Origin of the sequence: Streptomyces sp. NBC_00448 (assembly GCF_036014115.1) — a bacterium.
In the GTDB taxonomy this organism is placed as follows: Bacteria; Actinomycetota; Actinomycetes; order Streptomycetales; family Streptomycetaceae; genus Actinacidiphila.
In genome coordinates this window covers 1,601,288-1,623,969 of sequence record NZ_CP107913.1, presented here as the reverse complement: position 1 = coordinate 1,623,969, position 22,682 = coordinate 1,601,288, and the positions used below count along the sequence as shown (strand labels likewise).

Below are 22,682 nucleotides of genomic sequence, written 5' to 3'. Positions count from 1 at the left end.
TGGCAGCGGTACTTACCAGGCAGGTGTGAGATACGTCCCGAGGTGCGGACTACCGGCCTGACCGAGGCCGTGCCCAAGGTAGGCTGACGGATCGTTGTGCCGTCATCACACGTTGACGGGCCGTCGAGCTGTGCGGGCGCCCGTGTCCGACGTGCCGCATACCGGACCCGCTCGTTGTTGTAGGGAGAGGGTCGGGTCGGGCAGGGCGCAGCGGCTGGAAGGAGCGAAACCGATGGGCGAGGGGCACGCATGACGGACACCGGTCAGATCCCCGGCGAGGGGCTGCCGGAGAACGCTGGCGCGGACACAGGCGCCGAAGCGCTTCTCCCGCCGCACACGGCCTTCCCCGGCAACGGCGCGCCGCCGCAGCCGGATTGGGGGACCGCGCCCGCGAGCGAGCAGCCCGCGCCCGGATACGCGTACCTCGACCACCCGGCGCCGCCCGGCGCGGTGCTCGACGACGAGGACGACGTGCTGCTGATGCCCGGGCCGCAGGGCTCCTGGAGCGACCCGCAGCCGGTGCCGGCGCCCGCGCCCGTACCGGCGCAGCAGCCCGCGCACTTCCAGAACGGGCAGCACCCGCAGGCGGTCTCCTTGCAGCAGCCGTCGATGGATCTGCCGATCTCCGTGGAGGTGCCGGTCGAGGTGCCGCTGGAGACGATGGCGCCGCCGGTGCTCGGGAACGGCGCGCAGGTCTTCGTCGCCCAGCAGCCACAGCAAGCCCAGTACGTCCAGCCGCAGCAGGGCGGTCCCGGACTGGACCTCACCGCGTACCCCGACCCCGCCGCCGCGCAGGCCGGCGACGGCGAAGGGGCCGCGGGCGTACCGCCGGTGGCGGCCCAGGCCGAACCCGCCGACGGCGACGCGGCACAGCAGCAGCCCGCCGCACCCGGGTGGAACGCGCCCCACGAGGCGCCCGCGGTGCCCCAGCAGGCCGCCGTGCCCCGCCGTCCTCTGCACATGGGTCCGCCGGTGACCGACACGCCCAGCGGCGGCGTCTCCGTACGGTCGCTCGCCGACCGCGGACCCGCGGTGACCGTGGCCGGGCCGCCGACGTCCGGCCCGGAGTACCTCGACGTGCCGCGCGACGACGTGAACGGCATCCCCGCGCAGCAGACCGGTGAACCCGGTGCCGCCGCGGTCGTCACCCCGGGCAGCCCGTGGCCCGCCGCACCCGGCGATGCCTCGCAGCAGTCGTTGATCCCGCGCGCGGACAGCGTGCCGCGTCCGGCCGATGCCGCGATCCCGGTGCAGGGCGCGGTCGCCGCGCCGCAGGCGCCCGAGGCGGTCGCGCAGCAGCCGCAGCAGGAACAGCCCCAACAGCCGGAACAGCCGCAGAGCGAGGGGGCCCAGAGCGTGGTGGCCGCCGCCGAGCCGGTTCCGGCCGAGGTGGCTGAGGCCGACGCGGCTCAGGCCGAACCGCCGGTCGAGGCGCCGGCCGAACCGCGGACGGAGGCGGTCGCGCAGGAGCAGGCACAGCCGCAGGCACCGGCGGCGGTCGTCGCGCCGCAGGTCGTGGCCGAGGCCGAACCGGCCGCGGCAGCGCAGCCCGTGGCGGAGGCGCCCGCCCCTGCCCCCGCTCCCGCCGAGCAGGCCGTCCCGGTCGCGCCCGAGCCGGTCGTACCCGCGCAGGGCGGCCCGGTCGCCTCGCAGGGTGGCGGCTTCACGGTGCCCCAGCCGCCGGAGCAGGCCGAGCAGGCCGCCGTGCAGGTAGCCGCCGCGCCGGTCCCGGTGGCGGTCGCGACCGCCACCCAGGCCGCACCCGAGGCCGTCGCGGAACCCGCGCCGCAGGTCGTGGCCGAGGCCGAACCGGTCCCGGCCGCACCGGAGGTGACCCCGACGGCGGAGGCGCCCGCGCCCGCCGCCGCACCCGCACCCGAATCCGCACCGGCAGCTGTCGCCGAGGCGGACGCCGAAGCCCCCACCGAGCCGGAGCAAGGGCAGGAGCAGGAGCCCGCGCCCGCCGCGGACCCCGCCGCCGCTGAGCAGGCCGCGGCTGTCGCCCCCGGCCGAGGCCGCCGCGGCAAGCGCCGGGCCGCCCCGGCGGCGGAGGAAGCCGCGCCGGTCCAGCAGCCCGAACCGCAGCCGGTGGCAGCGCAGTCCGCGCCGGAGGCCGCACCGGAGACCGCACCCGAGGTCGTGGTCGTCCCGGCCCCGGCTCCCGTCGCCGAAGTGGAACCCGAGGCCGAAGCCGTCGCCGAGCCCGTTGCCGTACCGGCCGCGGCGCCCGTCGCCGCCGAGGACGTACCCGCCGCGCAGGCGGACCAGGGCGAGGAGCCCGCGGCGCCCGCAGAGCCGGACGCGTCCGAAGCACCCGAGCCCGCGCAGGCCGAGGAGCCCGGGGAGCCCGAGGAGGCCCCGGCCGCCGCCGCGCCCGCGTCGCAGGGGTCCGCCGCGGAGCCGTACGACCCGGCCGTGCGCGACGCCGTCCACCGGGTGATCCGGGAGCGGCGCGACATCCGCAACGGTTTCCGGTCCGACCCGATCCCGCACGACGTGCTGCTGCGGGTGCTGGAGGCGGCGCACACCGCGCCCAGCGTCGGCCACTCCCAGCCGTGGGACTTCGTGGTGATCCGCTCGGAGAAGACCCGCGAGAAGATGCACGAGCTGGCGATGGCCCAGCGCGAGGCGTACGCCAAGTCCCTGCCCAAGGCGCGGGCCCGGCAGTTCCGCGAGCTGAAGATCGAGGCGATCCTCGACACCCCGGTGAACATCGTGGTCACCGCCGACCCGACCCGCGGCGGCCGGCACACCCTCGGCCGGCACACCCAGCCGCAGATGGCGCCGTACTCCTCCGCGCTCGCCGTGGAGAACCTCTGGATCGCCGCCCGCGCGGAAGGGCTCGGCGTCGGCTGGGTCAGCTTCTTCGACGAGCGCCAGATGGTCGCCGAACTCGGCCTGCCCGAGCACCTGGAGGTCGTCGCCTACCTGTGCGTCGGGTATGTCGACGAGTTCCCGGAGGACCCCGAGCTGATGCAGGCGGGCTGGTCGCAGCGCCGCCCGCTGTCGTGGGTCGTCCACGACGAGGAGTACGGCAACCGCGCGCTGCCCGGCGAGGAGCCGCACGACCTGCTGGAGGAGACCCTGCGGGGTATCCGCCCGCTGGACGCGAAGGCGCTCGGCGAGGCGTGGGAGCGGCAGAAGCGGATGACCAAGCCGGCCGGCGCGCTGGGCATGCTGGAGATCATCTCCGCGCAGCTCAGCGGGTTGTCCCGGCAGTGCCCGCCGCCGATCCCCGAGCCCGCCGCGGTCGCGGTGTTCGCCGGTGACCACGGGGTGCACGCCCAGGGCGTGACCGCCTGGCCGCAGGAGGTCACCGGCCAGATGGTGGCCAACATCCTCGGCGGCGGAGCGGTCTGCAACGCCTTCGCCAACCAGGTCGGCGCCGAGGTCTGCGTCATCGACGTCGGTGTCGCCTCCGAACTGCCCGCCACCCCGGGGCTGTTGCCGCGCAAGGTACGGCCCGGCACCGACGACTTCACCGCCGGTCCGGCGATGAGCCGCGAGGACGTGCTCAAGGCGATCGAGGTCGGCATCGAGACCGCGCGCGACCTGGTGGCCGCGGGCAACAAGGCGCTGCTGACCGGCGAGATGGGCATCGCCAACACCACCGCGTCCGCCGCGATCGTCTCCGTCTACACCGGTGCGGACCCCGCGGAGGTCACCGGGCGCGGCACCGGCATCAACGACGAGATGCACGCCCGCAAGATCGACGTCGTCCGGCGCGCGCTCGACCTGCACCGGCCCGACCCGGGCGACCCCGTCGCCGTCCTCACGGCCGTCGGCGGGCTCGAACACGCCGCGATGGTCGGGCTGTTGCTCGGTGCCGCCGCCCTGCGTACGCCCGTCATCCTCGACGGGGTCAGTGCCGGCGCGGCCGCGCTGGTCGCCCGCGCGATCGCCCCCGAGGTGCTCGCCGCGTGCATCGCCGGCCACCGCAGCGCCGAGCCCGGGCATGTCGCCGCGCTCACCACGCTCGGGTTGCGGCCCCTGGTCGACCTCGATCTGCGGCTGGGTGAGGGGACGGGTGCGCTGCTCGCGCTTCCGCTGGTCCAGAGCGCGGCCCGGGTGATGCACGAGGTCGCCACGTTCGACGCCGCGGGCGTCACCGAAAAGGGGTAATCGGGTCCCCGTCGCTACGGTCCCGGCCCGTCCCCGGGCCCCTGAACACGGGCCGCTCCCCGCTGCGCCCCTGCCCTTGCCCTTGCCAGGGCGAGGAGTTCCGCAGGTGGCAGCGGTGATCAGCCACGCCAGGGGCGCGGGGACGTCCCCTAGCAGGTCATCGGCCTGCGGTCGGCAGTGCACCGCAACCGTAACGGCGCTGAACCGTAAAGTAAGAAGCCCGCACAGCAAGGAGCCCTCATGCCGCACGACGACGCCCCCGCGTACCCCGTTGGGCTGCGGCTCGCCGGCAGGCGGGTCGTGGTGATCGGCGGTGGCCAGGTCGCTCAGCGGCGGCTTCCCGCACTGGTCTCCGCGGGAGCCGACATCGTGCTGGTGTCACCGTCGGCCACCGCTTCGGTCGAGGCGATGGTGACGGCGGGCGAGTTGCGGTGGGAGCGCCGCAAGTACCGTGCGGGCGACCTCGCGGACGCCTGGTACGCGCTGATCGCGAGCACGGACGAGGCGGCCAACGCCGCTGCGGGCGCGGAGGCGGAAGAGCGCCGGGTGTGGTGCGTACGCAGCGACGACGCGGACGCGGCGACCGCGTGGACCCCGGCGACCGGCCGGACCGAGGGCGTGACCGTGGCGGTGCTGACCGGCCAGGACCCGCGGCGCTCGGCGGCGGTACGTGACGCGGTGGTCGCGGGGCTGCGGGACGGCACGCTGGTGGCGCCGTACCACCGGGCCCGCACCGCCGGGGTCGCCCTGGTGGGCGGCGGCCCGGGGGACCCCGACCTGATCACGGTGCGCGGCCGCCGGCTCCTCGCGGAGGCCGACGTGGTGGTGGCCGACCGGCTCGGCCCGCGCGACCTGCTCGACGAACTCGGCCCGCACGTCGAGGTGATCGACGCGGCGAAGATCCCCTACGGCCGGGCGATGGCGCAGGAGGCGATCAACGCGGCACTGATCGAGCACGCGAAGGCGGGCAAGGCCGTGGTCCGGCTCAAGGGCGGCGACCCGTACGTGTTCGGGCGCGGCATGGAGGAGGCGGAGGCGCTGGCCCGGGAGGGCATCCCGGTGACGGTGGTGCCCGGCATCTCCAGCGCGATCAGCGTGCCGGCCGCCGCCGGTATCCCGGTCACCCACCGGGGAGTGGCCCACGAGTTCACCGTGGTCAGCGGGCACGTCGCGCCGGAGGACCCGCGCTCGCTGGTGGACTGGGCGGCGCTGGCGAAACTGCGCGGCACCCTGGTGCTGCTGATGGCGGTGGAGCGGATCGAGCCGATCGCGGCGGCCCTGGTCGCGCAGGGCCGGTCGGCCGACACCCCGGTCGCCGTCGTCCAGGAGGGCACCACTGCCGCGCAGCGCCGGGTGGACGCCACGCTCGGCACGGTCGGCCGCCGGGTCGCCGAGGAGGGGGTGCGGCCGCCGGCGGTGATCGTGATCGGCGATGTGGTGGCCGTGGGCGGGGCGGTCGCCGATGCGGCGCGGGCGGCGGGGACTTCGGGGCCCGCCGCGGACCCGATCGGGGGAGCGCGTGGCGTGGCGGGGAGCACAGCGGGTGGCGTAACGGGTGGCGTACCGGGTGGGGGAGCTGCTGGGGAAGCCGCTGGGGGAGCGCGTGGCTGAACCGGTCGCCGTCGAGGACCCCGCCGACCCGCGCCTGGCCGACTACACCTCCCTCACCGACGTCGAACTGCGCCGCCGCCGCGAACCCGCCGAAGGGCTGTTCATCGCCGAGGGCGAGAAGGTGATCCGGCGTGCCCTGGCCGCCGGCTACCCGATGCGCTCGATGCTGCTCTCCCCGAAGTGGCTCGGCCCGATGCGCGACGTGATCGACGCGGCGACCGCCCCGGTGTACGAAGTGACACCCGCGCTCGCCGAACAGGTCACCGGCTACCACGTGCACCGCGGCGCGCTCGCTTCGATGGCCCGTACCCCGCTGCCCTCCGTGGACGCGCTGCTGGCCGGGCTCGGCCCCGGCCCGCGCCGGGTCGCCGTCTTCGAGGACACCGTCGACCACGCCAACCTCGGTGCCGGGTTCCGCTCCGCCGCCGCGCTCGGCGTGGACGCGGTCCTGCTCAGCCCGCGCTGCGCCGACCCGTTCTACCGGCGCGCGGTCAAGGTCTCCATGGGCGCGGTCTTCTCCGTGCCGTGGACCCGGCTCGACGACTGGCCGCACGACCTCGAACTCCTGCGCGCCCACGGCTTCCTGCTCGCCGCCCTCTGCCTCGCCGACGACGCGATACCGCTCGACGCGCTCGCGGCCCGCCGCCCGCCCCGGCTCGCCCTCCTGCTCGGCACCGAGGGCGACGGCCTCACCCCCGCGGCCCTCCGCGCCGCCGACACCCGCGTCACCATCCCCATGGCCGCGGGCGTCGACTCCCTCAACGTAGCCGCCGCCTCCGCGGTCGCCTTCTACACCACCCGCACCTGACCCCCGGGTGCCGCAGTGTTGTTGGGGGTGACTACGGCGCCGTGGTCGGGCCGGTCGGGACGGGGTGCGGGGTGGTCTTCGTCGGCTGGTAGAGGTCCACCGAGTCGCCCGGAGCGTACGTGGCCAGGATGCTCTTCTGGTCCTTGCCGAGCTTGGCGCAGCCGCTGTACAGGTCCATGAAGCCGCCCGCCTGGACGTCGGACGTCCGCTCCTGGATCAGCAGTTGCAGCTGCATGCCGTCCTTGTTCGCCACGTAGCCCGTGGTCTTGGACATGGTGGCGCTCTCGGTCGGACTCGGCTGCACCTTGTCCAAGGTGATCTTCCAGCCCTGCGGGGCCAGTGCCGTCTTCACCTGCGCCAGAAGCTGGGCCGCCGTCGTCGAGTCGTCCTTGGCGTCGATCATGTTCTCGATCTGGTAGACGGCCAACTTCGGTTTGTCGGCCGAGCACTTGATGAACTTGCCGCGGCCGGCATCCATGTCGATCGCCGCAGGCATCGCGGCATTGACCTTCCAGTACGTCTTCGCCAGCGAGGACCGTATGGACTCGGGGCTCCGCGAAGGGCCGGAACCACCCCCGCACCCGCTCACCGCGAAGGTGAGGGCGACGGCCGGCAGCGCGGCCCAAGTGGTGGCGCGGCCATGGAGTTTCATGCCTTCCCACCTTTCCTGTGATGGCCGCGACACGACCGTGGGCGCGCTTGAGGAATATCGCGCGTGCGGTGTTCCGAGGGGGCCGCCGCCCGCGGGTCAGCCCATCCGGCCGGCGAGCACGCGGCGTTCGGTGTCGGCCTCGGCCTGGGTGACTTCCTTGGGGTGGGCGGCCAGTTCGCGGCTGACGTACTCGGCGAAGCCGTTGGCCTGCGTGGTGACGTCGTTGGCCGCTCCGGCCAGGTCGCTCGCCCAGGCGCGTGCGGTGGCGCCCACCCACACGTCGCCCTTGCCGCCGGCCATCCGCTTGTCGGCGTCCTTCAGCGAGCCGTTGACGGTCGCGAGGTCCTTCTGGACCTCGGTGTGCAGGTCGCTGAGTGCCTGCCACATGGGGCTGGGCACCTTCTTGTCTGCCATGGCGCTGCTTCCTCCCGTTGGTGGTGCGTACTGTCGGTCCGGGGGTTCACATCGAGGTCGGGAACCCGGTGGGAATGGGTGTGGGGTCGGCGGTGGACGTAGGCCGGTAATCGTCCCGGCTGTCTCCGCCGGCGTAGTCGGCGAGCAGTTTCTTCTGGGCGCCGCCGTACTTCTTGCAGTCGGTGAGGACATCGAAGTTCCCAGCGGCGGACGCGCCGCTCCGTGCTTCGTGCAGGGTGAGGTTGATCGTCTGGTCGCCCTTGTGAGCCCGCCAGCCGTGGAGTTCCTCGTTCTCCGGGTCCGGCATGGCCGAGCGAGGAATGGTGTAGGGGGTGAAGGTCCACCCCTGCGGCTTCAAGCCGCTCTCCACGCCTGACAGCAACTGCGCCATCGTCAGCTTGGCCTTCACCGGGACCAGATAGTCAAAGAGGTCGTACTTCACCGCTCCCTTGCCGTTCTTCTCGGTCGTGGTGCACGTGACGAAGCGGCCCTTCCCGTAAGGCTCGTCGAGGTGGAGCGACGCCGGCAGCGCGGTGCGGGCCTTCCAGTACGTCTGCGCGGCCGATATCCGTACCTTCTTGGCCTGCTTGATCCCGTCCGCCGAACTCGTCCCGCCGCCGCAGGCGCTCGTGGCGCAGGCGACGGCCACCAAGGGACCGGCCCAGACGGCGGCGCGGGGGAGCTTCATACGTCCTCGGTTTCGGTCGGGGCGTGCGGCGTCGCAGGACCCGTCGTCGTCCTCGCCGTTCCCGACGGGGAATCCTCTCACCATGGACGCGGCCCTGCCATCGACCGGTTGCGGCCGGACGAAGAAGGAACCGTGCGGGGCAGCGCTCAACGCGCCCGGGTGGGGGGTCAGTTGGGCGGGGGGAGTTTCACCAGGGTGGCGAGGGTGGCGCGGTGGCGGCCCGGGGTGCCCAGTGCGATCTCGTCGGCCTTCGCCCGCTTGAGATAGAGGTGCGCGGGGTGCTCCCAGGTCATCCCGATCCCGCCGTGCAACTGCACCGCCTCCTCGGCCGCGTGCACCGCGACGCCGGCCGCGTAGGACTGGGCGACGGCCACGGCCACCGGGGCATCGGGGGAGCCGGTCGCGAGCGCGTCGGCCGCGGCCCGCGCCGCCGCCCGTGCGGAGACGACCTCCAGCCACAGGTCGGCCAGCCGGTGCTTGAGCGACTGGAACGAGCCGACCACCCGCCCGAACTGGTGCCGCTGCCCGAGGTAGCGGACCGTCTCGTCGAGACACCACTGCGCCACCCCCAGCTGTTCCGAGGCGAGCAGGCCCGCAGCGGTCAGCAGGGCCGCGTCCAGTGCGGCGGGCGCGTCGGCGGAGGGCAGCGGGCGCGCGGCGCTGCCGGTGAAGGACACGTCGGCGAGCGGTCGGGTGAGGTCCAGCGAACTGAACGGCTCGACCCCGACCGAGGCGTCCGCCGCGGCCACTTCGTACAGCCCCGGGCCGTCCGGGCCGACCGCGGGCACCACCAGCACGCCCGCGCCGGGAGTGTCCGCGACGCTGGTCACCCGCCCGGTCAGCCGGCCCTCGGCGTCGGCCCGTACGGTCGCGGGGAAGTCGCCACCGGGTGCCGCCGACAGCGGTACGGCCAGGGTCGCGGTCGTGGTCCCTGCGGCCAGCCGCCCCAGCAGGCCGACGACCGCCTCGTCCGCGAGATCGCAGCGGAGCAGTGCCGAGGTGGCCAGCACCGCGCTGCCGAGGAACGGTGTCGGGACCACCGCGCCGCCCAACTCCTCCAGTACGACGGCCGCTTCGCGCGCGGTCGCGCCCTGGCCGCCCAGTTCCTCGGGCACCAGCAGCCCGGCGAGGCCGAGTTCGGCCGCGAGCAGCCGCCACAGCTCGGGGTCGTACGGCTGCTCGCCCTCCACCCGGGTGAGCACCGCGCCGGGCGGGCAGCGGTCGGCGAGCAGGTCGCGCACCGCGGCGCGCAGGTCGTCCTCGACGTCGGAGTAGAGCAGGTCCGGGGCCGCGGGGCGGACTTGGGCCGCGGGGTGGGCCTGGGAACGGTCGGCGGGCTGGGTCGGCGCGGTCATCGGGGCAGGTCCTTCCAGGCGGCGTCCTTGTCGGTACGGGGTTCCGCGGGCAGCTCCAGCACCCGCTCGGCGATGATGTTGCGCAGGATCTCCGAGGTGCCGCCCTCGATGGAGTTGCCCTTCGCCCGCAGATAGCGGTAGCCCGCGTCGCGGCCGTAGAAGTCGACGCTGCGTGGGCGGACCATCGTCCAGTCGCCGTAGCGCAGGCCGTCCTCGCCGAGCAGTTCGACCTCCAGGCCGCTGATCCGCTGGTTGAGCCGGGCGAAGGCGAGCTTCAGGCCCGCGCCCTCCGGCCCGGGCGAGCCGACCGCGAGCTGCTGCCGGACCCGCTCCGCGGACAGCCGCGCCACCTCCGCGTCGATCCACGCGGACAGCAGCCGGTCGTGCAGCTCGGGGGTGCGCAGCTCCGGCCGCTCCCGCCAGGTGGCCGCGGCAGCCGCGACCATGCCCGCCTCGCGCGGCAGCACCCGGCCGCCGATCGCGACCCGCTCGTTCATCAAGGTGGCCTGCGCGACCCGCCAGCCGTCGCCGATCGCGCCGAGCCGGTGCGCGTCGGGTATGCGCACCCCGGTCAAGAAGACCTCGTTGAACTCCGCCTCGCCGGTGAGCTGGCGCAGCGGCCTGACCTCCACGCCCGGGTCGGTCATGTCGCACACGAAGTACGTGATGCCCTGGTGCTTGGGCACGTCCGGGTCGGTACGGGCGATGAGGATCGCCCAGCGCGCGGTGTGGGCGCTGGACGTCCAGACCTTCTGGCCGTCCACGATCCAGTCTCCGCCGGGTTCGCGGACCGCCCGGGTGCGCAGCCCCGCCAGGTCCGAGCCGGCGCCCGGCTCGGAGAACAGCTGGCACCACGGCTCCTCGCCGGTCCACAACGGGCGCAGGAAGCGCTGCTTCTGCTCCTCGGTGCCGTAGCGGAGGATGGTCGGCGCGGCCATGCCCAGGCCGATGCCGATGCGGCGCGGGTCGTTGTCGGGCGCGTCGGCGGCGGCGAGTTCCGCGTCCACCACGGGCTGGAGCGAGCGCGGGGCGCCGAGGCCGCCCAGGCCCCGCGGGAAGTGCACCCACGCCAGGCCCGCGTCGAACCGGGCCCGTAGGAACTCCTCGGGGGAGACGGCTCCCGGTGGGTGCGCGGCCAGCAGCTCCCGCACCCGTCCGCGCAGCTCCGCCGCGTCCACGGCGCCGCCCTCCGCGCGGTCCTCCCCGCCGTCCTCCGCCTCCCGGCCCTTCGCCATCGCGCTGCCGCCCTTCCCGTCTTCCCGGCCACCCACATCTCTAAGCAAGCGCTTGTTAACGTAGCGGACATCCGCGCTCGTGCCTAGGGCTGTTCGAACCCCAGCGCGACCTGACCGATGCTCCCCCCGGAGCCACCCCGGTGCCACCCGGCCGGTGCTACTCCGGTGCTGCCCGCGGCGCTACACCCGTGCCGCCCATGGGCACTACCCGGCCGGGCTCGCTCCGAGCAGCTCGCGAAACCCCCGCGCCGGCCCGCCCGTGACGCGCCGGACGGTGTCGGTGACGCGGTTCTCCGCTCCCTCGGCGATGGCGCGGTCCATCTGCGCCAGCATCGTGGCGAACTCCAGCGGCATCTCCCGAGCGTGGCGGTCGCGCATCTGCTCGGGGGTCAGCCGCTGATGGACCACGCGTCGGCCGGTGGTCTCGGTGACGATCGCGGCGATGTCGTCATAGCCGAGCGCCTCGGGGCCGGTGAGGACGAGGTCGGTGTTCGGGGCGTGCGCGTTGGTCAGGGCGCGCACGGCGACGGCCGCGATGTCCCCGGCATCGACGAAGCCGACCCGGCCGCTCCCGGTCGCGCTCCGGATGACGCCCTCCGTGCGGATGCTCACCGCGTGGGCGTGCGTGCCGGTGAAGTTCTGCATGAACCACGACGGTCGCAACACCGCCCACTGGTCGAACAGTTCGGGCAGTACCCGGTGCACGGCGCCGACCGCCGGGCCGCCCTCGGGGATGGCCGAGGAACTGAGCAGCACCGCGCGCCGGACGCCGCCGACGCGCGCCTGCCGGAGGAACGGCAGCATCACCGCCGCCGGGTCGGCGTCACCCAGGGGCGGCAGGAGGTACACGCGGTCCACCCCGTCGAGCGCGGCGGCATGGGTGGCCGGGTCGTACCAGTCGAACGCGACCGGCTCCGCGCCGGGAACCGCGGTGGCCTGCCGGCCGGCGGCCTTGACGCGGTGGCCTTCGGCGGTCAGCCGCGCGATGGTACGGCTGCCGGTGGTGCCGGTCGCTCCGATGACCAGCGTGGCGGCGGAGTTCATCGCCCGCTCCCGGCGAAGTCGGTGCCGGGTTCGAGAAGGGCGAGCGGGTTCCAGTAGTCGCGGTAGGAGGTAATGCGACCGCCCTTGACGGTCACGACGGCGATGTACGTCATGTCGAACGGCGCGCCGGTCCGCACCAGTCGGCCGACGCCCCGCATCTCGACCACGATGGTCTCCGGGTCGGTGGTCTCGTGGATCTGCAGGGCGGGGAAGTCGTGCAGGTCGATGTGGTCGGGGTACGGGCGCATGTACGCGGCCACGGCGGCCTTGCCCTCCAGGCGCCGGGGCCGGTCGTCGGGGGCGAACGGGAACTCCATGACCCCGTCGTCGGCCCACAGGTCGACCCAGCCGGGAACGTTCCCGTCCAGCAGCAGCCGCAGACTGTGGCGGTAGAGATCCGCCGGGGACGTCGGTGCGGACATGGTCGCCCTCCATCGGTAGAATCCGGACCCTGGGTCCGCTTCATCGGTCCCGACGATACGGACCGAGGGTCCGGTTCGCAAACGGAGGTGCAGCAGCATGCCCGAGCGCAAGCCCCGCAAGGACGCCGCCCGCAATCGTGAGGCCGTCCTCGCGGCCGCCGATGCCCTCTTCGCCCGCCGTGAGAGCCCCGAGGACGTCACCATGGCCGACGTCGCGGCGGCGGCCGGCGTCGGCAAGGGCACGCTCTTCCGTGCGTTCGGCGACCGGCCCGGGCTGCTCCGCGCGCTCTACGAGGCCCGGCTCGAACCCGTCAGGGCAGCCGTCGAGAGCGGCCCACCGCCGCTCGGGCCCGCCACCCCGCCCCGCCAACGCGTCCCCGCCCTCCTCGACGCCGTCCTCTGCTTCAAACTCGACAACCGCCGCCTCGCACTCGCCCTGGAGGACTCCGGCACCGGCAGCCCCTACCAGGCCGACCACTACGAGCGCTGGCACGATCTGCTCCGCGCCGTACTCCAGGAGATCCCCGGCCTCACCGACCCCGCCTTCACCGCCCACGCCCTCCTCGCCGCCACCCGCGCCGACCTCATCGAGCACCTCTCCAGCCACGACCACCAGCCCCGCGAAGCCCTCCGCGCCCAACTCGCCACCTTCACCACCCGCCTCCTGCCCCCCGCCCACTGAACGCCCGCGCACCCGCATGGACCGCAAGGGACGGTCCCGTCAGGGGCGCGCTCAACCACATGGGGCGGTCGGTTGAACGCGGGCCGCAAGGGGCACCCCCTGGGGGCGCGTGGGGGTACAACACCGGCGAACCTCTGGTGGAGAGCGGAGCGCCGAGCCACCCACCGGGCGGCACCCGGGAGCGAAACACGGCGCACCGCGGCGCGACCCTGCGGCTCAACCCGCGGAGCGACCTGCGGAGCGCTATGCCGCCTGAAGCACCGCGATGCACACAGCCGCGATCAGCGTGACGATCACGAACACGAACACCCGTTGACGGAGCAGCCGCCGCCGGGATTCGGGAGCGCCGGGCCTGCGCTGCGCGGGGGTCCGGTTCGCGGGGGTCCGCGTCCCCGTCGTCCGCCCCGTGGGAGTCCCCTGCGCCCGCGCCGCGGGCGTCCGCGCGGCGGGGGTACGCGCCGGAGTCCTCGCCGGGGTCCGCTGCGCCCCCCGCCCCGCCCGCTCAGCTCGCTCGACCCGCTCGCTTCCCCCGCCGCCGGTCGAACCTCCCGCCGTACGCCCCCCGTTGGAGACCGCCGCGCCCCGCTCCGTCCGCTGCTGCGCGTACTCCTCGGCGCGCCGCCCGGTGGGCCGCTCCGGACGCGGCGGCCGGACCGTCGCCAGCCCCCGCGCCTCCCGCGTCGCGATCTCCGACAGCCGCTCGGAGAGCTGCACGGTGCTCGGCCGCTCCTCCGGGTCCTTCGCGAGACACGCGTACACCAGCGGCGCGAGCGCGTCGGGCACCCCGACGAGATCGGGCTCCTCGTGCACCACCCGGTAGAGCATCACCTCGGAGCTGCCCTGCCCGAACGGCGAGTCCGCGGTCGCCGCGTACGCCAGCGTCGCCCCGAACGCGAACACGTCCGTGGCCGGCGTGACCGCCGCGCCCCGCACCTGCTCGGGCGCGAGGAATCCGGGCGAGCCGACCGCCGTCCCGACGTGGGTCAGGGTGCTCGCCCCGGTCGCCCAGGCGATCCCGAAGTCGATGATCCGCGGGCCCTTGGGCGACAGCAGGATGTTCGACGGCTTCAGGTCGCGGTGCACGACGCCGGCCTCGTGCACGGCCACCAGACCCTCCGCGAGCGCCGCCCCGATCGCGGCGACCTCGGCGGCCGGCAGGATGCCGCCTTCCGCGACCTTGTCGTGCAGCGACGGCCCGGGGACGTACTGCGTGGCGAACCAGGGCCGTTCGGCCTCCAGGTCCGCGGCGACCAGCCGGGCGGTGCAGCCGCCCCTGATCCGCCGCGCCGCCGACACCTCACGGGCGAACCGGGACCGGAACTCCTGGTCCTCGGCCAGTTCCGGCCTGATCACCTTCAGCGCCACCCGCTGCCCGCGCTTGTCCGCGCCCAGGTACACCACACCCATGCCGCCCGCGCCCAGCCGCCGATGCAGCCGGAACGAGCCGACGACCCGCGGGTCCTCGCGCCGGAGCCGCATCATCGCCATGTCTGTCCGTCCCCTACCTCCGGTGGTGGGGGAGAGGGCCCCACTCCGCGTCGCTGGCCGGTCGGCCGCCCACAGCTTACGTACTCAAGTCCCGCCGCGCGTTGATGCCTCGCAGGCGACGGGCAGTGAATTGTCAGTGCCTGGTGGCATTCTGAGGGGACGGGAGATGACGCGGGACGCGGACGCCGGCCGGGAGAGGCGGTCGGGCGGCAGGTCGCGGCACTCCCGGGGAAGTCGCCAACGGGCAGTCCACCAAGGGGGAGTGACGCCGTGAAAGGTGATCGTGTGGAGATAGTCGTCGACGCGGGTGACACCACCCGCACCTATGAGGTGACCGCGACCCGCGCAGGCCGCAGGGTCGAGACCGCGGTGCGGCGCGGGGTCGTGGAGGTGAGCGAGGTCACCCGCAGTGGCACCGCGGTGCGCACCGCCCGTTTCATGGCCACGCGCGTGCTCGCGCTCGTCGAGCACCCCGTGCCCCGCGAGGACCCGGTCCCCGGGCCCGCCGCGCCCGTGCCCGCCCAGCCACCCGCGCCCTGATCAGCCACGGACGGCCTCCGGGACACCCCTGAGGCGGCCATGGCCGACGTCCACCCTGGGGAGTATGCGACGGATGGGACGTCATCCTCCGGGAGGCCGGAAAGGGGTCCGGAGGCATGACGACCCGGGCGGCCGCGGCCCATAGATTTGAGGTCAAGCGGCGGGCGACGTACTCGTCCCCCGAGGTCAAGCGTCCGCCGCCCAGACGTGAACAACACGGATTCGATCACCGCCGCACCCTGCGGCGGGGTCGCGCAGACGTCGTCCGTGATCGGCCTGTTGAGGCGTCACACCACGCTTCAGGCCCGGAAGAGCGGTCCGGGTCGGGGATCACCGGTCTCAACCCCGTGGGGACGGGGGTAGGGCGGACGGCAGCGGTTGCCCGGGTATCAGCCGATACCCGGGCACAGCGCTGTTTCCGGGCCGCGTCAACCCATGGACGTGTCGGTTCGCGGACGCGCCCGCCCACCACCGCGCCCGCCCACGGCTACTTCGGCCCATGCGAAAGGGCCGGAGAAGCTTTCGTCTCCGGCCCTCGCCGAGTGTGGACGATACTGGGATTGAACCAGTGACCTCTTCCGTGTCAGGGAAGCGCTCTCCCGCTGAGCTAATCGTCCGGGATGGTGCTGCTGCACAAGATGCTGCGGTGGTGCTGGTGATTCAGGTGATGCCGATGACGCGTGCGCGATACTGGGATTGAACCAGTGACCTCTTCCGTGTCAGGGAAGCGCTCTCCCGCTGAGCTAATCGCGCGGGGGTCCAGCAAGGTGCGGCAAAGGCCCCGGTCGGGGGCCAGTGGACGATACTGGGATTGAACCAGTGACCTCTTCCGTGTCAGGGAAGCGCTCTCCCGCTGAGCTAATCGTCCTTGGAGGTGGAGACGGGATTTGAACCCGTGTAGACGGCTTTGCAGGCCGTTGCCTCGCCTCTCGGCCACTCCACCAACAGCAGGGGTTCGGGTGATCCCCCACATCGAGCGGACGACGAGATTCGAACTCGCGACCCTCACCTTGGCAAGGTGATGCTCTACCAACTGAGCCACGTCCGCAGGTGCCGCCACCGTAGACTGCTCGGCGACGAGTTGAACTCTAGCGGATTCCCGGTCCAGCTCAAAAACCGGTTTCCGCAGCGTGCCGGGCCAATGACAAGCTGTTGACGGCGAAGCGGCCCGCTCCGGCCGGCCGACGACCCCTTCGGCACCTCGCCCGGCACCCCGCTCACCTGCGCGGTCCGGTCCGCCTCCGGTACTCCGCCCGACCCCCAGGAATCCCCGTGCGCGACCCCTCCGCCCTGCCCCCGATAGCCCGGTTCGGCTCGCTCGTCGCCTCCGACCTCCGCGATGTCACCGACGACGTGGCCGCGCTGGACTCCGCGGGTTTCTGGGCGGTCGCGGCCGACTTCGACGGCCGTACGGTCTGCGCCCGGTTCGGCGACGTACGGCAGCAGCCGCGGCCCGCGCCACCGCCCGGCGCCACCCCGGCCGCCGTCGCCGCGGACGTCGGCTGGCGCGGCCCCGACCCGCGCGCCTGGACCTCCTCGATGGACCAGGCGGCATACGAGGACGGCGTCCGCGAGATCCGGGCCAGGATCGCGACCGGCGAGGTCTACCAGGTCAACCTCTGCCGGGTGCTGACCGCGCCCCTGCCCACGGGCCCCGGTCCCGGCGCCGGCCCCGGCACCCCTCCCGACGCTGACGCCGACATCGACGCGCTCGGCGCCGTCCTCGCACACGGCAACCCCGCCCCGTACGCCGGCACGATCCGGCTGCCCGCGCACGGCGTCGAGATCGCGACCGCGTCCCCCGAACTGTTCCTGCGCCGCCACGGCTCCACCGTCGAGTCCGGCCCGATCAAGGGCACCGCCCGCACCGCCGCGGACTTCCTCACCAAGGACCACGCGGAGAACGTGATGATCGTCGACCTGGTCCGCAACGACCTCGGCCGGATCTGCGCCACCGGCACGGTCACCGTGCCGGCCCTGTGCGCGGTCGAGCCGCACCCCGGCCTGGTGCACCTGGTCTCCACCGTCCGGGGCGAGCTGCGCCCCGACGCCGGCTGGCCGCAGCTGTTCGCCGCCGTGTTCCCGCCCGGTTCGGTCACCGGCGCCCCCAAGTCCAGCGCGCTGCGGGTCGTCTCCGAGCTGGAGACCGCCCCGCGCGGCCCGTACTGCGGCGCGATCGGCTGGGTCGACGCCGACCGGCGCACGGCCGAACTCGCCGTCGGTATCCGCACGTTCTGGATCGACCGGAGCCCGCCGGGCGGCCCCGTGCTGCGCTTCGGCGCCGGCGCCGGGATCACCTGGGGCTCCGACCCGCACGGCGAGTGGGCCGAGACCGCATTGAAGGCCGCGCGGTTGCTGGCGGTAGCGTCGGGAGAGTACCCCGGTGAGCGCGAGGCCCCGGCGGAGCGCGAAGGGTACGCAGGGAACGAACAGGCGGCCCCGGGTTCGGGCGCCGCGCGCGGCGGTGAAAGGACAGTACGGTGAGGATCTGGGTGGACGGCGGGCTGCGCGACGCGGCCGACGCCACGGTGTCCGTGCTCGACCACGGCCTGACGGTCGGCGACGGCGTCTTCGAGACCCTCAAGGCCGAGCACGGCCGGGCCTTCGCGATCACCCGCCACCTGGACCGGCTGGCCCGCTCCGCGAGCGGCCTCGGCCTGCCCGAGCCCGACCTCGACGAGGTGGCCCGCGCCTGCGAGGCGGTGCTCGCCGCCAACCCGATGCCGCTGGGCCGGCTGCGCGTCACCTACACCGGCGGCCCCTCCCCGCTCGGCTCCGACCGCGGCGACGCGGGCGCCACCCTCGTGGTAGCCCTCGGCACCGCGAGCTCCCGCCCCGACACCACCGCCACGGTCACCGTGCCCTGGACCCGCAACGAGAAGGGCGCGCTGACCGGACTGAAGACCACCTCCTACGGGGAGAACGTGGTCGCGCTGGCCCGCGCGCACGCCGCCGGCGCCTCCGAGGCGCTGTTCGCCAACACCCAGGGGCAGTTGTGCGAGGGCACCGGCTCCAACGTGTTCGTGGTGATCGGCGGCCGGCTGCTCACCCCGCCGCTGGAGTCGGGCTGCCTGGCCGGCATCACCCGCGCGCTCGTCGCGGACTGGGCCGGCGCCGAGGAGGCCGAACTGCCGCTCGGCGCCCTCGCGGAGGCCGGCGAGGTGTTCCTGACCTCCACCCTGCGCGACGTCCAGGCGGTGCACCGCGTCGACGACCGTACGCTGTCCGGCGCTCCCGGGCCGGTCACCGCCAAGGCGATGCGGGTCTTCGCCGAGCGCGCCGCCGCCGACCCCAACCCGTAGGGAGCGCCCGCTGTGACCACCACCCTGCGCCCGACCCGGCCGGTGCGCACCGAGGACGACGGCACCCGCTCCGCCACCTACGCCGTGTGCGTCAACAGCCGCCCCGTCGGCGCCATCGCGATCGGCACCGACCGGCGCTACGGACCGACCGTCGGCCGGATCAACGCGCTGACGATCGACGAGCCCGACCGGCACCGCGGCCGCGGCACCGTGGCCGCGCTCGCCGCCGAGGAAGTGCTGCGGCAGTGGGGCTGCACCCGGGTGGAGACCACGGCCGGCGCGGGCATGCCGTACGCCCTGCGGATGGCCGCGGCCCTCGGCTACACCGAGCGCAACCGCGGCATGCTGCTCGCCCTGCCGGAACCGCCGCCCGGCGGCCACCACGCGCTGCCGCCCGGCACCGCCCTGCGCCCGATGCGCGAGGACGAGTACGGCGGCTGGCGCGGGTACGAACGCGACGGCTACGTCGCCGCCCTCACCGGCTCGGGCGTGCCGCGCGAGCAGGCGGCGACGGAGGAGGCCGCCGGCTTCGACCGCGCCTTCCCCGACGGCCTGGCCACCCCAGGCAGCACGGTCCTCGTCCTCGAACTGGACGGCGCCCCCGCCGGCCACCTCGCCTGGATACGGCTGGCCGACCCGTCGTGGGTGGCCTCCGTCGAGGTCGACCGGGAGCACCGCGGCCGCGGCTACGGCCGCGCCCTCATGCACGTGGCGGAGGACCTCACCCGCGACGCCGGCGCCACCTCGCTCGGGCTCAACGTCTTCGCCGCGAACACCACCGCGGTCCGCCTCTACACATCCCTCGGCTACCTCCCGACCGACCACCACTTCAGCAAGCCCCTGCTCTGAGGGCACGAAGGCCGGCGGGGCACACGGCCGCCGCGTGCCTTGCCGTATACGACCGGCGTACACGAGCGTCGTGTACGCCGGGCGTATACGAAAACGGGCCCGCCACCGGGGAGCCGGAGTGGCGGGCCGAGGTGCCGGCGCGGCGGCTCACGGGGCCGGGCAGGGCCTGGCCACCGGTCAGGTCAGGCCAGCAGGCGGTCCGCGGTCTCCTCGATCCGCTCGCGCAGCCCCTCCTGGGTCTTGGAACCGTCGAGCAGTTCGTCGCCGATCACGTACGTCGGCGTGCCGGTCACGCCGATCGCCTTGCCCTCGGCGACGTCGGCGTCCACCACCAGCAGATGCCGGCCGTCGATGAGCGCGGTGTCCACCTCGTCGGCGTCCAGGCCGAGTTCGGCCGCCGTCTCGACCAGCACCGGCTCGCCGCGGCGGGTCAGTTCCTCCGTCCGCGCGAGCACCGCCTCGGCGTATGCCTGGCCCTTCCCCTGCGCGTGCGCCTCCTCGTACGCCTGTGCCGCCGCCTGCGCGTGCTGGTGCTTGGCCAGCGGGAAGTGCCGGAACCGGATGTCGAGCGCGGCGCCGTACCGCTCGCGCAGCGCCCGCAGGTCGGCCATGGCGGTGTGGCAGTCCGGGCACTGCAGCTCGCACCAGACGTCGAGCACAACAGGGGTGGAGGTGTCGATCATACCGCCAGTCTCCCACCGCTCCGGAGGGCCGCGCGCCGGGCTCCGCCTCCCCCTCACGACCTACCGCTCACGGAGGAGGGACCCCGATTCGCCCCCCAGATTCCGCGGAACCCGGCGCCTCGTCGTGGCCGCCGGGGGCCCGGGCGAGGCAGGATGGGGGAGACCACTCTCGCGGGGCCCGGCCGGACCCCCGGGCCGACCCGCAGCCGCAGGAGCCGCCGGATGCTGACCGACACGCTGTGCGCCGCCCTGTCCGCGGGCGGCCTGGCCATCGCGATCGTGACCGCCTACCGCCGCAGATTCCTGGCCGCGACCCGGATCGCCGCGGTCTCGCTGCTGCCGGTCGGCCTGGCGCTGGCCGGCCTGGTCACCCTCGGCCGCAAGGTCGGCACCGCCACCGGCGACTGGGCCGTCGACCTGGTCTTCAAGCCGACGGTGTGGCTCGGCTTCGGCGTCATCGCCTGCTCCGCGGCGCTCTTCGGCATCACACGGCTGATCTCCGGCCGCCGCCGGCGGCGCGGTGGTGGCGCCGACTCCGCCGGCGCCCCGGCCGGGCCCGCGGCCGTGGCCGGCGCCCCCGGCCCCGCGGCCGAGCCGGCCCCGGCGCTCAGCGCGGGCAAGCGGCGCTCGCGCGCCTCGGCGGACAGCGGCCTGTCGGACTTCGCGGACATCGAGGAGATCTTGAAGCGGCGCGGGATCTGAGCCGACCCGGGGCCCTCCGCGCAAGTCGGTCCCGGCATCCGAGACGCAGGTAAACACCCTTGTAAAGTCCGCGTGTTGGGCGGCGCGGGATGCTGCGCTGCGCGATCATCGCGGTGTGCTGCCCACCCCCGGGGACGTCATCGCCCCTCCGCGGCCGGACCGTGCCGAACTGCCCGTTTCCGCCCTCGCCGCCCTCGTCACCCTCACCGCCGTCGGCTGCGCGCGACCGCTGCTCGCCGTCAGGCCCGTCCCCGTACTTCCCGCCCCGCCGGTGCGCGCGGCGCTGCCTCCCGCGCCGCCCCGTCCGGTACTCCCGGTGCAACCGGTTGGACCGGTTGCACCCGGCCGACCTGTCCACCCCGGTTTCCCGGTCCGGCCCGGATTGCCCGGCTCGCCCGAAGTGTCAGGGGTGTCCGGCCTGTCGGGCCTGTCCGGAGCACCGGCCTTGCCCACCGCTCCCGCCGTCCCCGAGAAGGCGCCCACCGGGCGTGCGGCCCGGCGCGCGGCCCTGCGCCGGGGCGAGTTCGTCGAGCCGCAGGGGTGCTTGTACGCCCTGTCGCAGCCGCCGCTGATGCTGTTCCTGTGCGTGATCGGGGGGCTGCTCGGTGTGGGTGCCGGGTGGGACCTGCTCGTGCTGTAGCCGGGGCGGGTCGAGCCGGGGCCGAGCAGGGCCGGGGCGAGTCGGGGTCGGGCCGCGGGCGGGGGTCGAGGCGCCCGGCCGCGGGTCAGGCCCCCGCGCCGTCCGGGCCGCCGGGCCGCGCTGTCCCCGCGTGCTCGGCGGTGGGCCCGCCGGATTGCCCGGCGTGGTCCGTCCGCGGCCCGTGGCCGCCGTCCGGGCCCGCGTCCCCGGTTTCCTCCGCCTCGCGCCTGCGGGCCCGGTACGCGGCGACGTGCAGCCGGTTCCCGCAGGTGCGGCTGTCGCAGTAGCGGCGGGAGCGGTTGCGGGACAGGTCCACGAAGGCGCGGCGGCAGGCCGGTGCGTCGCAGCGGCGCAGCCGCTCCCGCTCGCCGGCCAGCACCAGGAAGGCGATCGCCATCCCGCAGTCCGCGGCGACGTGGGTGGCCAGTGAGGCACCCGGCGAGAAGTAGTGCATATGCCAGTCGTAGCCGTCGTGGTCGGTGAGCCGGGGGGTGGTGCCCGCCTCGGCGATCATCTCGTTGAGCACGGCGACGGCGGTGGGGTCGTCGGGGGCGGCGAACACCTGGGTGAACCGGGCGCGGACCGCGTGGACGGCCCCGATGTCCTCATGGTCGAGGCGGGCGACGTCGCTGACCTTGTGCCGCTCGACGAAGGCCCGCAGGCGGGCGACATCGCCTAGGCCCTCACGGCCCTCGATCTGCGGCGCGGAGTTGACCAGTTCCACCACGCAGTCGAGCGCGCACCTGGTGTCGTGGTTGATGAGCACGGGATTCGCTCCTGCCGGCGTGTCTGGCGGCTGAGTCCCGGTGACTCTAGCGCGGGAGCCGCCGCCGTGGGGGTCTGCTCCCACGGCGGCGGCTCCGTTGCCTGCGGCGTCGGACCGCTGGTGGTGGTCCGACGCGGCCGGTGGTCCGGGCGTCCCCCCGAGTAGGACGGCCGCGGACGGTATGGGATACGGGGATCAGCTCTCCGCGAGGATGTGCGAGAGCTCCGTATCCAGATCGAAATGGCGGTGCTCGGTGCCCGGTGGGACCGCGGCGTCCGTCCGCTTCAGGAAGGACTCCAGGGCCCGCGCCGGGGCTTCGAGCAGGGCTTCGCCCTCGGGGGAGCTGAGGGCGATGCACACGACGCCCTGACCGTGGCTGCGGGACGGCCAGACTCGGACGTCGCCGGTGCCGGTGGGGCGGTGCAGCCCCTCGGCGAGCAGGTCGCGGGCGAACACCCATTCGACCGTCTCTTCGGCTCCGGTGTGGAAGGTGGCGTGCACGGCATACGGATCGGCCGTGTCGTACCGCAAGCCCGCGGGTACAGGCAGTGAGGATTCGCTCGACACAACGAGGCGCAGGTGCAGCTCGCAGCTGACCGTGGTGTTCATAAGCGCCAGGGCCTTTCGCTCAGTGTGCGCTCGGGGATTCGCACGTCGGCGAAATCGACATGCCACCTGC

The 22,682-nt window shown here is 74.3% G+C and carries 21 protein-coding genes and 5 tRNA genes; 10 read left to right on the top strand and 16 right to left on the bottom strand.

All coding sequences use genetic code 11. The features are described 5' to 3' along the window. Positions 1-249: 249 nt before the first annotated feature. From cobT to OG370_RS06860, 3 genes are all read left to right on the top strand, one after another. Complete coding sequence (gene cobT, locus OG370_RS06870; protein ID WP_328461644.1) at positions 250-4,122, top strand: nicotinate-nucleotide--dimethylbenzimidazole phosphoribosyltransferase; 3,873 nt, start codon at positions 250-252, stop codon at positions 4,120-4,122. 240 nt (positions 4,123-4,362) lie between these two features. Continuing rightward, positions 4,363-5,733: a uroporphyrinogen-III C-methyltransferase gene (cobA, locus tag OG370_RS06865; RefSeq protein ID WP_328461642.1), complete on the top strand. Its 1,371-nt coding sequence runs from the start codon at positions 4,363-4,365 to the stop codon at positions 5,731-5,733. Continuing rightward, positions 5,726-6,541: a TrmH family RNA methyltransferase gene (locus OG370_RS06860; protein WP_328461640.1), complete on the top strand. Its 816-nt coding sequence runs from the start codon at positions 5,726-5,728 to the stop codon at positions 6,539-6,541. Before cobA ends, OG370_RS06860 begins: the two co-directional genes overlap by 8 nt. Positions 6,542-6,572: 31 nt before the next feature. Here OG370_RS06860 and OG370_RS06855 read toward each other — a convergent pair whose 3' ends face one another. From OG370_RS06855 to OG370_RS06825, 7 genes are all read right to left on the bottom strand, one after another. Continuing rightward, the gene (locus OG370_RS06855) at positions 6,573-7,193 is read right to left on the bottom strand and encodes a hypothetical protein (protein WP_328461638.1); all 621 of its coding nucleotides are present in this window, start codon (positions 7,191-7,193) and stop codon (positions 6,573-6,575) included. A 96-nt stretch (positions 7,194-7,289) separates the two neighbouring features. Next, positions 7,290-7,607, bottom strand: coding sequence for a hypothetical protein (locus tag OG370_RS06850; RefSeq protein ID WP_328461636.1), 318 nt, complete (start codon positions 7,605-7,607; stop codon positions 7,290-7,292). A 46-nt stretch (positions 7,608-7,653) separates the two neighbouring features. After that, the gene (locus OG370_RS06845) at positions 7,654-8,295 is read right to left on the bottom strand and encodes a hypothetical protein (protein WP_328461634.1); all 642 of its coding nucleotides are present in this window, start codon (positions 8,293-8,295) and stop codon (positions 7,654-7,656) included. 167 nt (positions 8,296-8,462) lie between these two features. Then, positions 8,463-9,650 carry an acyl-CoA dehydrogenase family protein gene (locus OG370_RS06840; RefSeq protein WP_328461632.1) on the bottom strand — a complete coding sequence of 396 codons (1,188 nt, stop codon included), beginning with the start codon at positions 9,648-9,650 and terminating at the stop codon, positions 8,463-8,465. Then, positions 9,647-10,885, bottom strand: a complete 1,239-nt coding sequence (locus OG370_RS06835; protein WP_328473859.1) for an acyl-CoA dehydrogenase family protein — start codon at positions 10,883-10,885, stop codon at positions 9,647-9,649. Before OG370_RS06835 ends, OG370_RS06840 begins: the two co-directional genes overlap by 4 nt. Positions 10,886-11,089: 204 nt before the next feature. Further along, positions 11,090-11,929 (bottom strand): NAD(P)H-binding protein, encoded by an 840-nt coding sequence (locus tag OG370_RS06830; protein ID WP_328461629.1) that lies wholly within the window; start codon positions 11,927-11,929, stop codon positions 11,090-11,092. Continuing rightward, a complete protein-coding gene (locus tag OG370_RS06825; protein WP_328461627.1) occupies positions 11,926-12,351 on the bottom strand; it encodes a nuclear transport factor 2 family protein in 426 nt (141 codons plus the stop codon). Before OG370_RS06825 ends, OG370_RS06830 begins: the two co-directional genes overlap by 4 nt. A 97-nt stretch (positions 12,352-12,448) precedes the next feature. Here OG370_RS06825 and OG370_RS06820 point away from each other — a divergent pair, with 97 nt between their 5' ends. After that, entirely contained in the window at positions 12,449-13,033 is a 585-nt protein-coding gene (locus OG370_RS06820; protein WP_328461625.1) for a TetR/AcrR family transcriptional regulator, read from the top strand. A gap of 243 nt (positions 13,034-13,276) precedes the next feature. On the opposite strand, the gene OG370_RS06815 is transcribed toward OG370_RS06820, so the two are convergent. Then, positions 13,277-14,521 (bottom strand): serine/threonine-protein kinase, encoded by a 1,245-nt coding sequence (locus tag OG370_RS06815; RefSeq protein WP_328461623.1) that lies wholly within the window; start codon positions 14,519-14,521, stop codon positions 13,277-13,279. A gap of 270 nt (positions 14,522-14,791) precedes the next feature. On the opposite strand from OG370_RS06815, the gene OG370_RS06810 reads away from it, so the two are divergent. Further along, positions 14,792-15,061 carry a hypothetical protein gene (locus OG370_RS06810; RefSeq protein ID WP_328461621.1) on the top strand — a complete coding sequence of 90 codons (270 nt, stop codon included), beginning with the start codon at positions 14,792-14,794 and terminating at the stop codon, positions 15,059-15,061. A gap of 545 nt (positions 15,062-15,606) precedes the next feature. Here the strand turns inward: OG370_RS06810 and OG370_RS06805 are convergent. The 5 genes from OG370_RS06805 to OG370_RS06785 form a co-directional block, all read right to left on the bottom strand. Continuing rightward, positions 15,607-15,678, bottom strand: a tRNA-Val gene (locus OG370_RS06805). A gap of 64 nt (positions 15,679-15,742) precedes the next feature. After that, a tRNA-Val gene (locus OG370_RS06800) sits at positions 15,743-15,814 on the bottom strand. 43 nt (positions 15,815-15,857) lie between these two features. Then, positions 15,858-15,929: transfer RNA gene (locus OG370_RS06795), tRNA-Val, on the bottom strand. 1 nt (position 15,930) lies between these two features. After that, positions 15,931-16,004 (bottom strand) — tRNA-Cys (locus tag OG370_RS06790). 32 nt (positions 16,005-16,036) lie between these two features. Continuing rightward, positions 16,037-16,109, bottom strand: a tRNA-Gly gene (locus OG370_RS06785). Positions 16,110-16,333: 224 nt separating this feature from the next. On the opposite strand from OG370_RS06785, the gene OG370_RS06780 reads away from it, so the two are divergent. Genes OG370_RS06780 through OG370_RS06770 form a run of 3 tightly spaced genes read left to right on the top strand, consistent with a single transcriptional unit; the run spans position 16,334 to position 19,212 of the window. After that, positions 16,334-17,545, top strand: a complete 1,212-nt coding sequence (locus OG370_RS06780; RefSeq protein WP_328461619.1) for a chorismate-binding protein — start codon at positions 16,334-16,336, stop codon at positions 17,543-17,545. Then, positions 17,542-18,363, top strand: a complete 822-nt coding sequence (locus OG370_RS06775) for an aminotransferase class IV (protein WP_328461617.1) — start codon at positions 17,542-17,544, stop codon at positions 18,361-18,363. The genes OG370_RS06780 and OG370_RS06775 overlap by 4 nt, the downstream gene beginning before the upstream one ends. A 12-nt stretch (positions 18,364-18,375) precedes the next feature. Beyond that, a complete protein-coding gene (locus OG370_RS06770; protein ID WP_328461615.1) occupies positions 18,376-19,212 on the top strand; it encodes a GNAT family N-acetyltransferase in 837 nt (278 codons plus the stop codon). A gap of 182 nt (positions 19,213-19,394) precedes the next feature. Here OG370_RS06770 and OG370_RS06765 read toward each other — a convergent pair whose 3' ends face one another. Then, entirely contained in the window at positions 19,395-19,895 is a 501-nt protein-coding gene (locus OG370_RS06765) for a DsbA family protein (RefSeq protein WP_328461613.1), read from the bottom strand. Positions 19,896-20,117: 222 nt separating this feature from the next. Between OG370_RS06765 and OG370_RS06760 the strand changes: the two genes are divergently transcribed. Further along, positions 20,118-20,597, top strand: coding sequence for a hypothetical protein (locus tag OG370_RS06760; protein WP_328461612.1), 480 nt, complete (start codon positions 20,118-20,120; stop codon positions 20,595-20,597). Positions 20,598-21,042: 445 nt separating this feature from the next. Continuing rightward, positions 21,043-21,237: a hypothetical protein gene (locus OG370_RS06755; RefSeq protein WP_328461611.1), complete on the top strand. Its 195-nt coding sequence runs from the start codon at positions 21,043-21,045 to the stop codon at positions 21,235-21,237. A gap of 85 nt (positions 21,238-21,322) precedes the next feature. On the opposite strand, the gene OG370_RS06750 is transcribed toward OG370_RS06755, so the two are convergent. Both OG370_RS06750 and OG370_RS06745 read right to left on the bottom strand, forming a co-directional pair. After that, positions 21,323-22,003: a CGNR zinc finger domain-containing protein gene (locus OG370_RS06750; RefSeq protein WP_328461610.1), complete on the bottom strand. Its 681-nt coding sequence runs from the start codon at positions 22,001-22,003 to the stop codon at positions 21,323-21,325. 195 nt (positions 22,004-22,198) lie between these two features. Beyond that, the gene (locus OG370_RS06745) at positions 22,199-22,612 is read right to left on the bottom strand and encodes an SsgA family sporulation/cell division regulator (protein WP_003959770.1); all 414 of its coding nucleotides are present in this window, start codon (positions 22,610-22,612) and stop codon (positions 22,199-22,201) included. Positions 22,613-22,682: the final 70 nt, after the last annotated feature.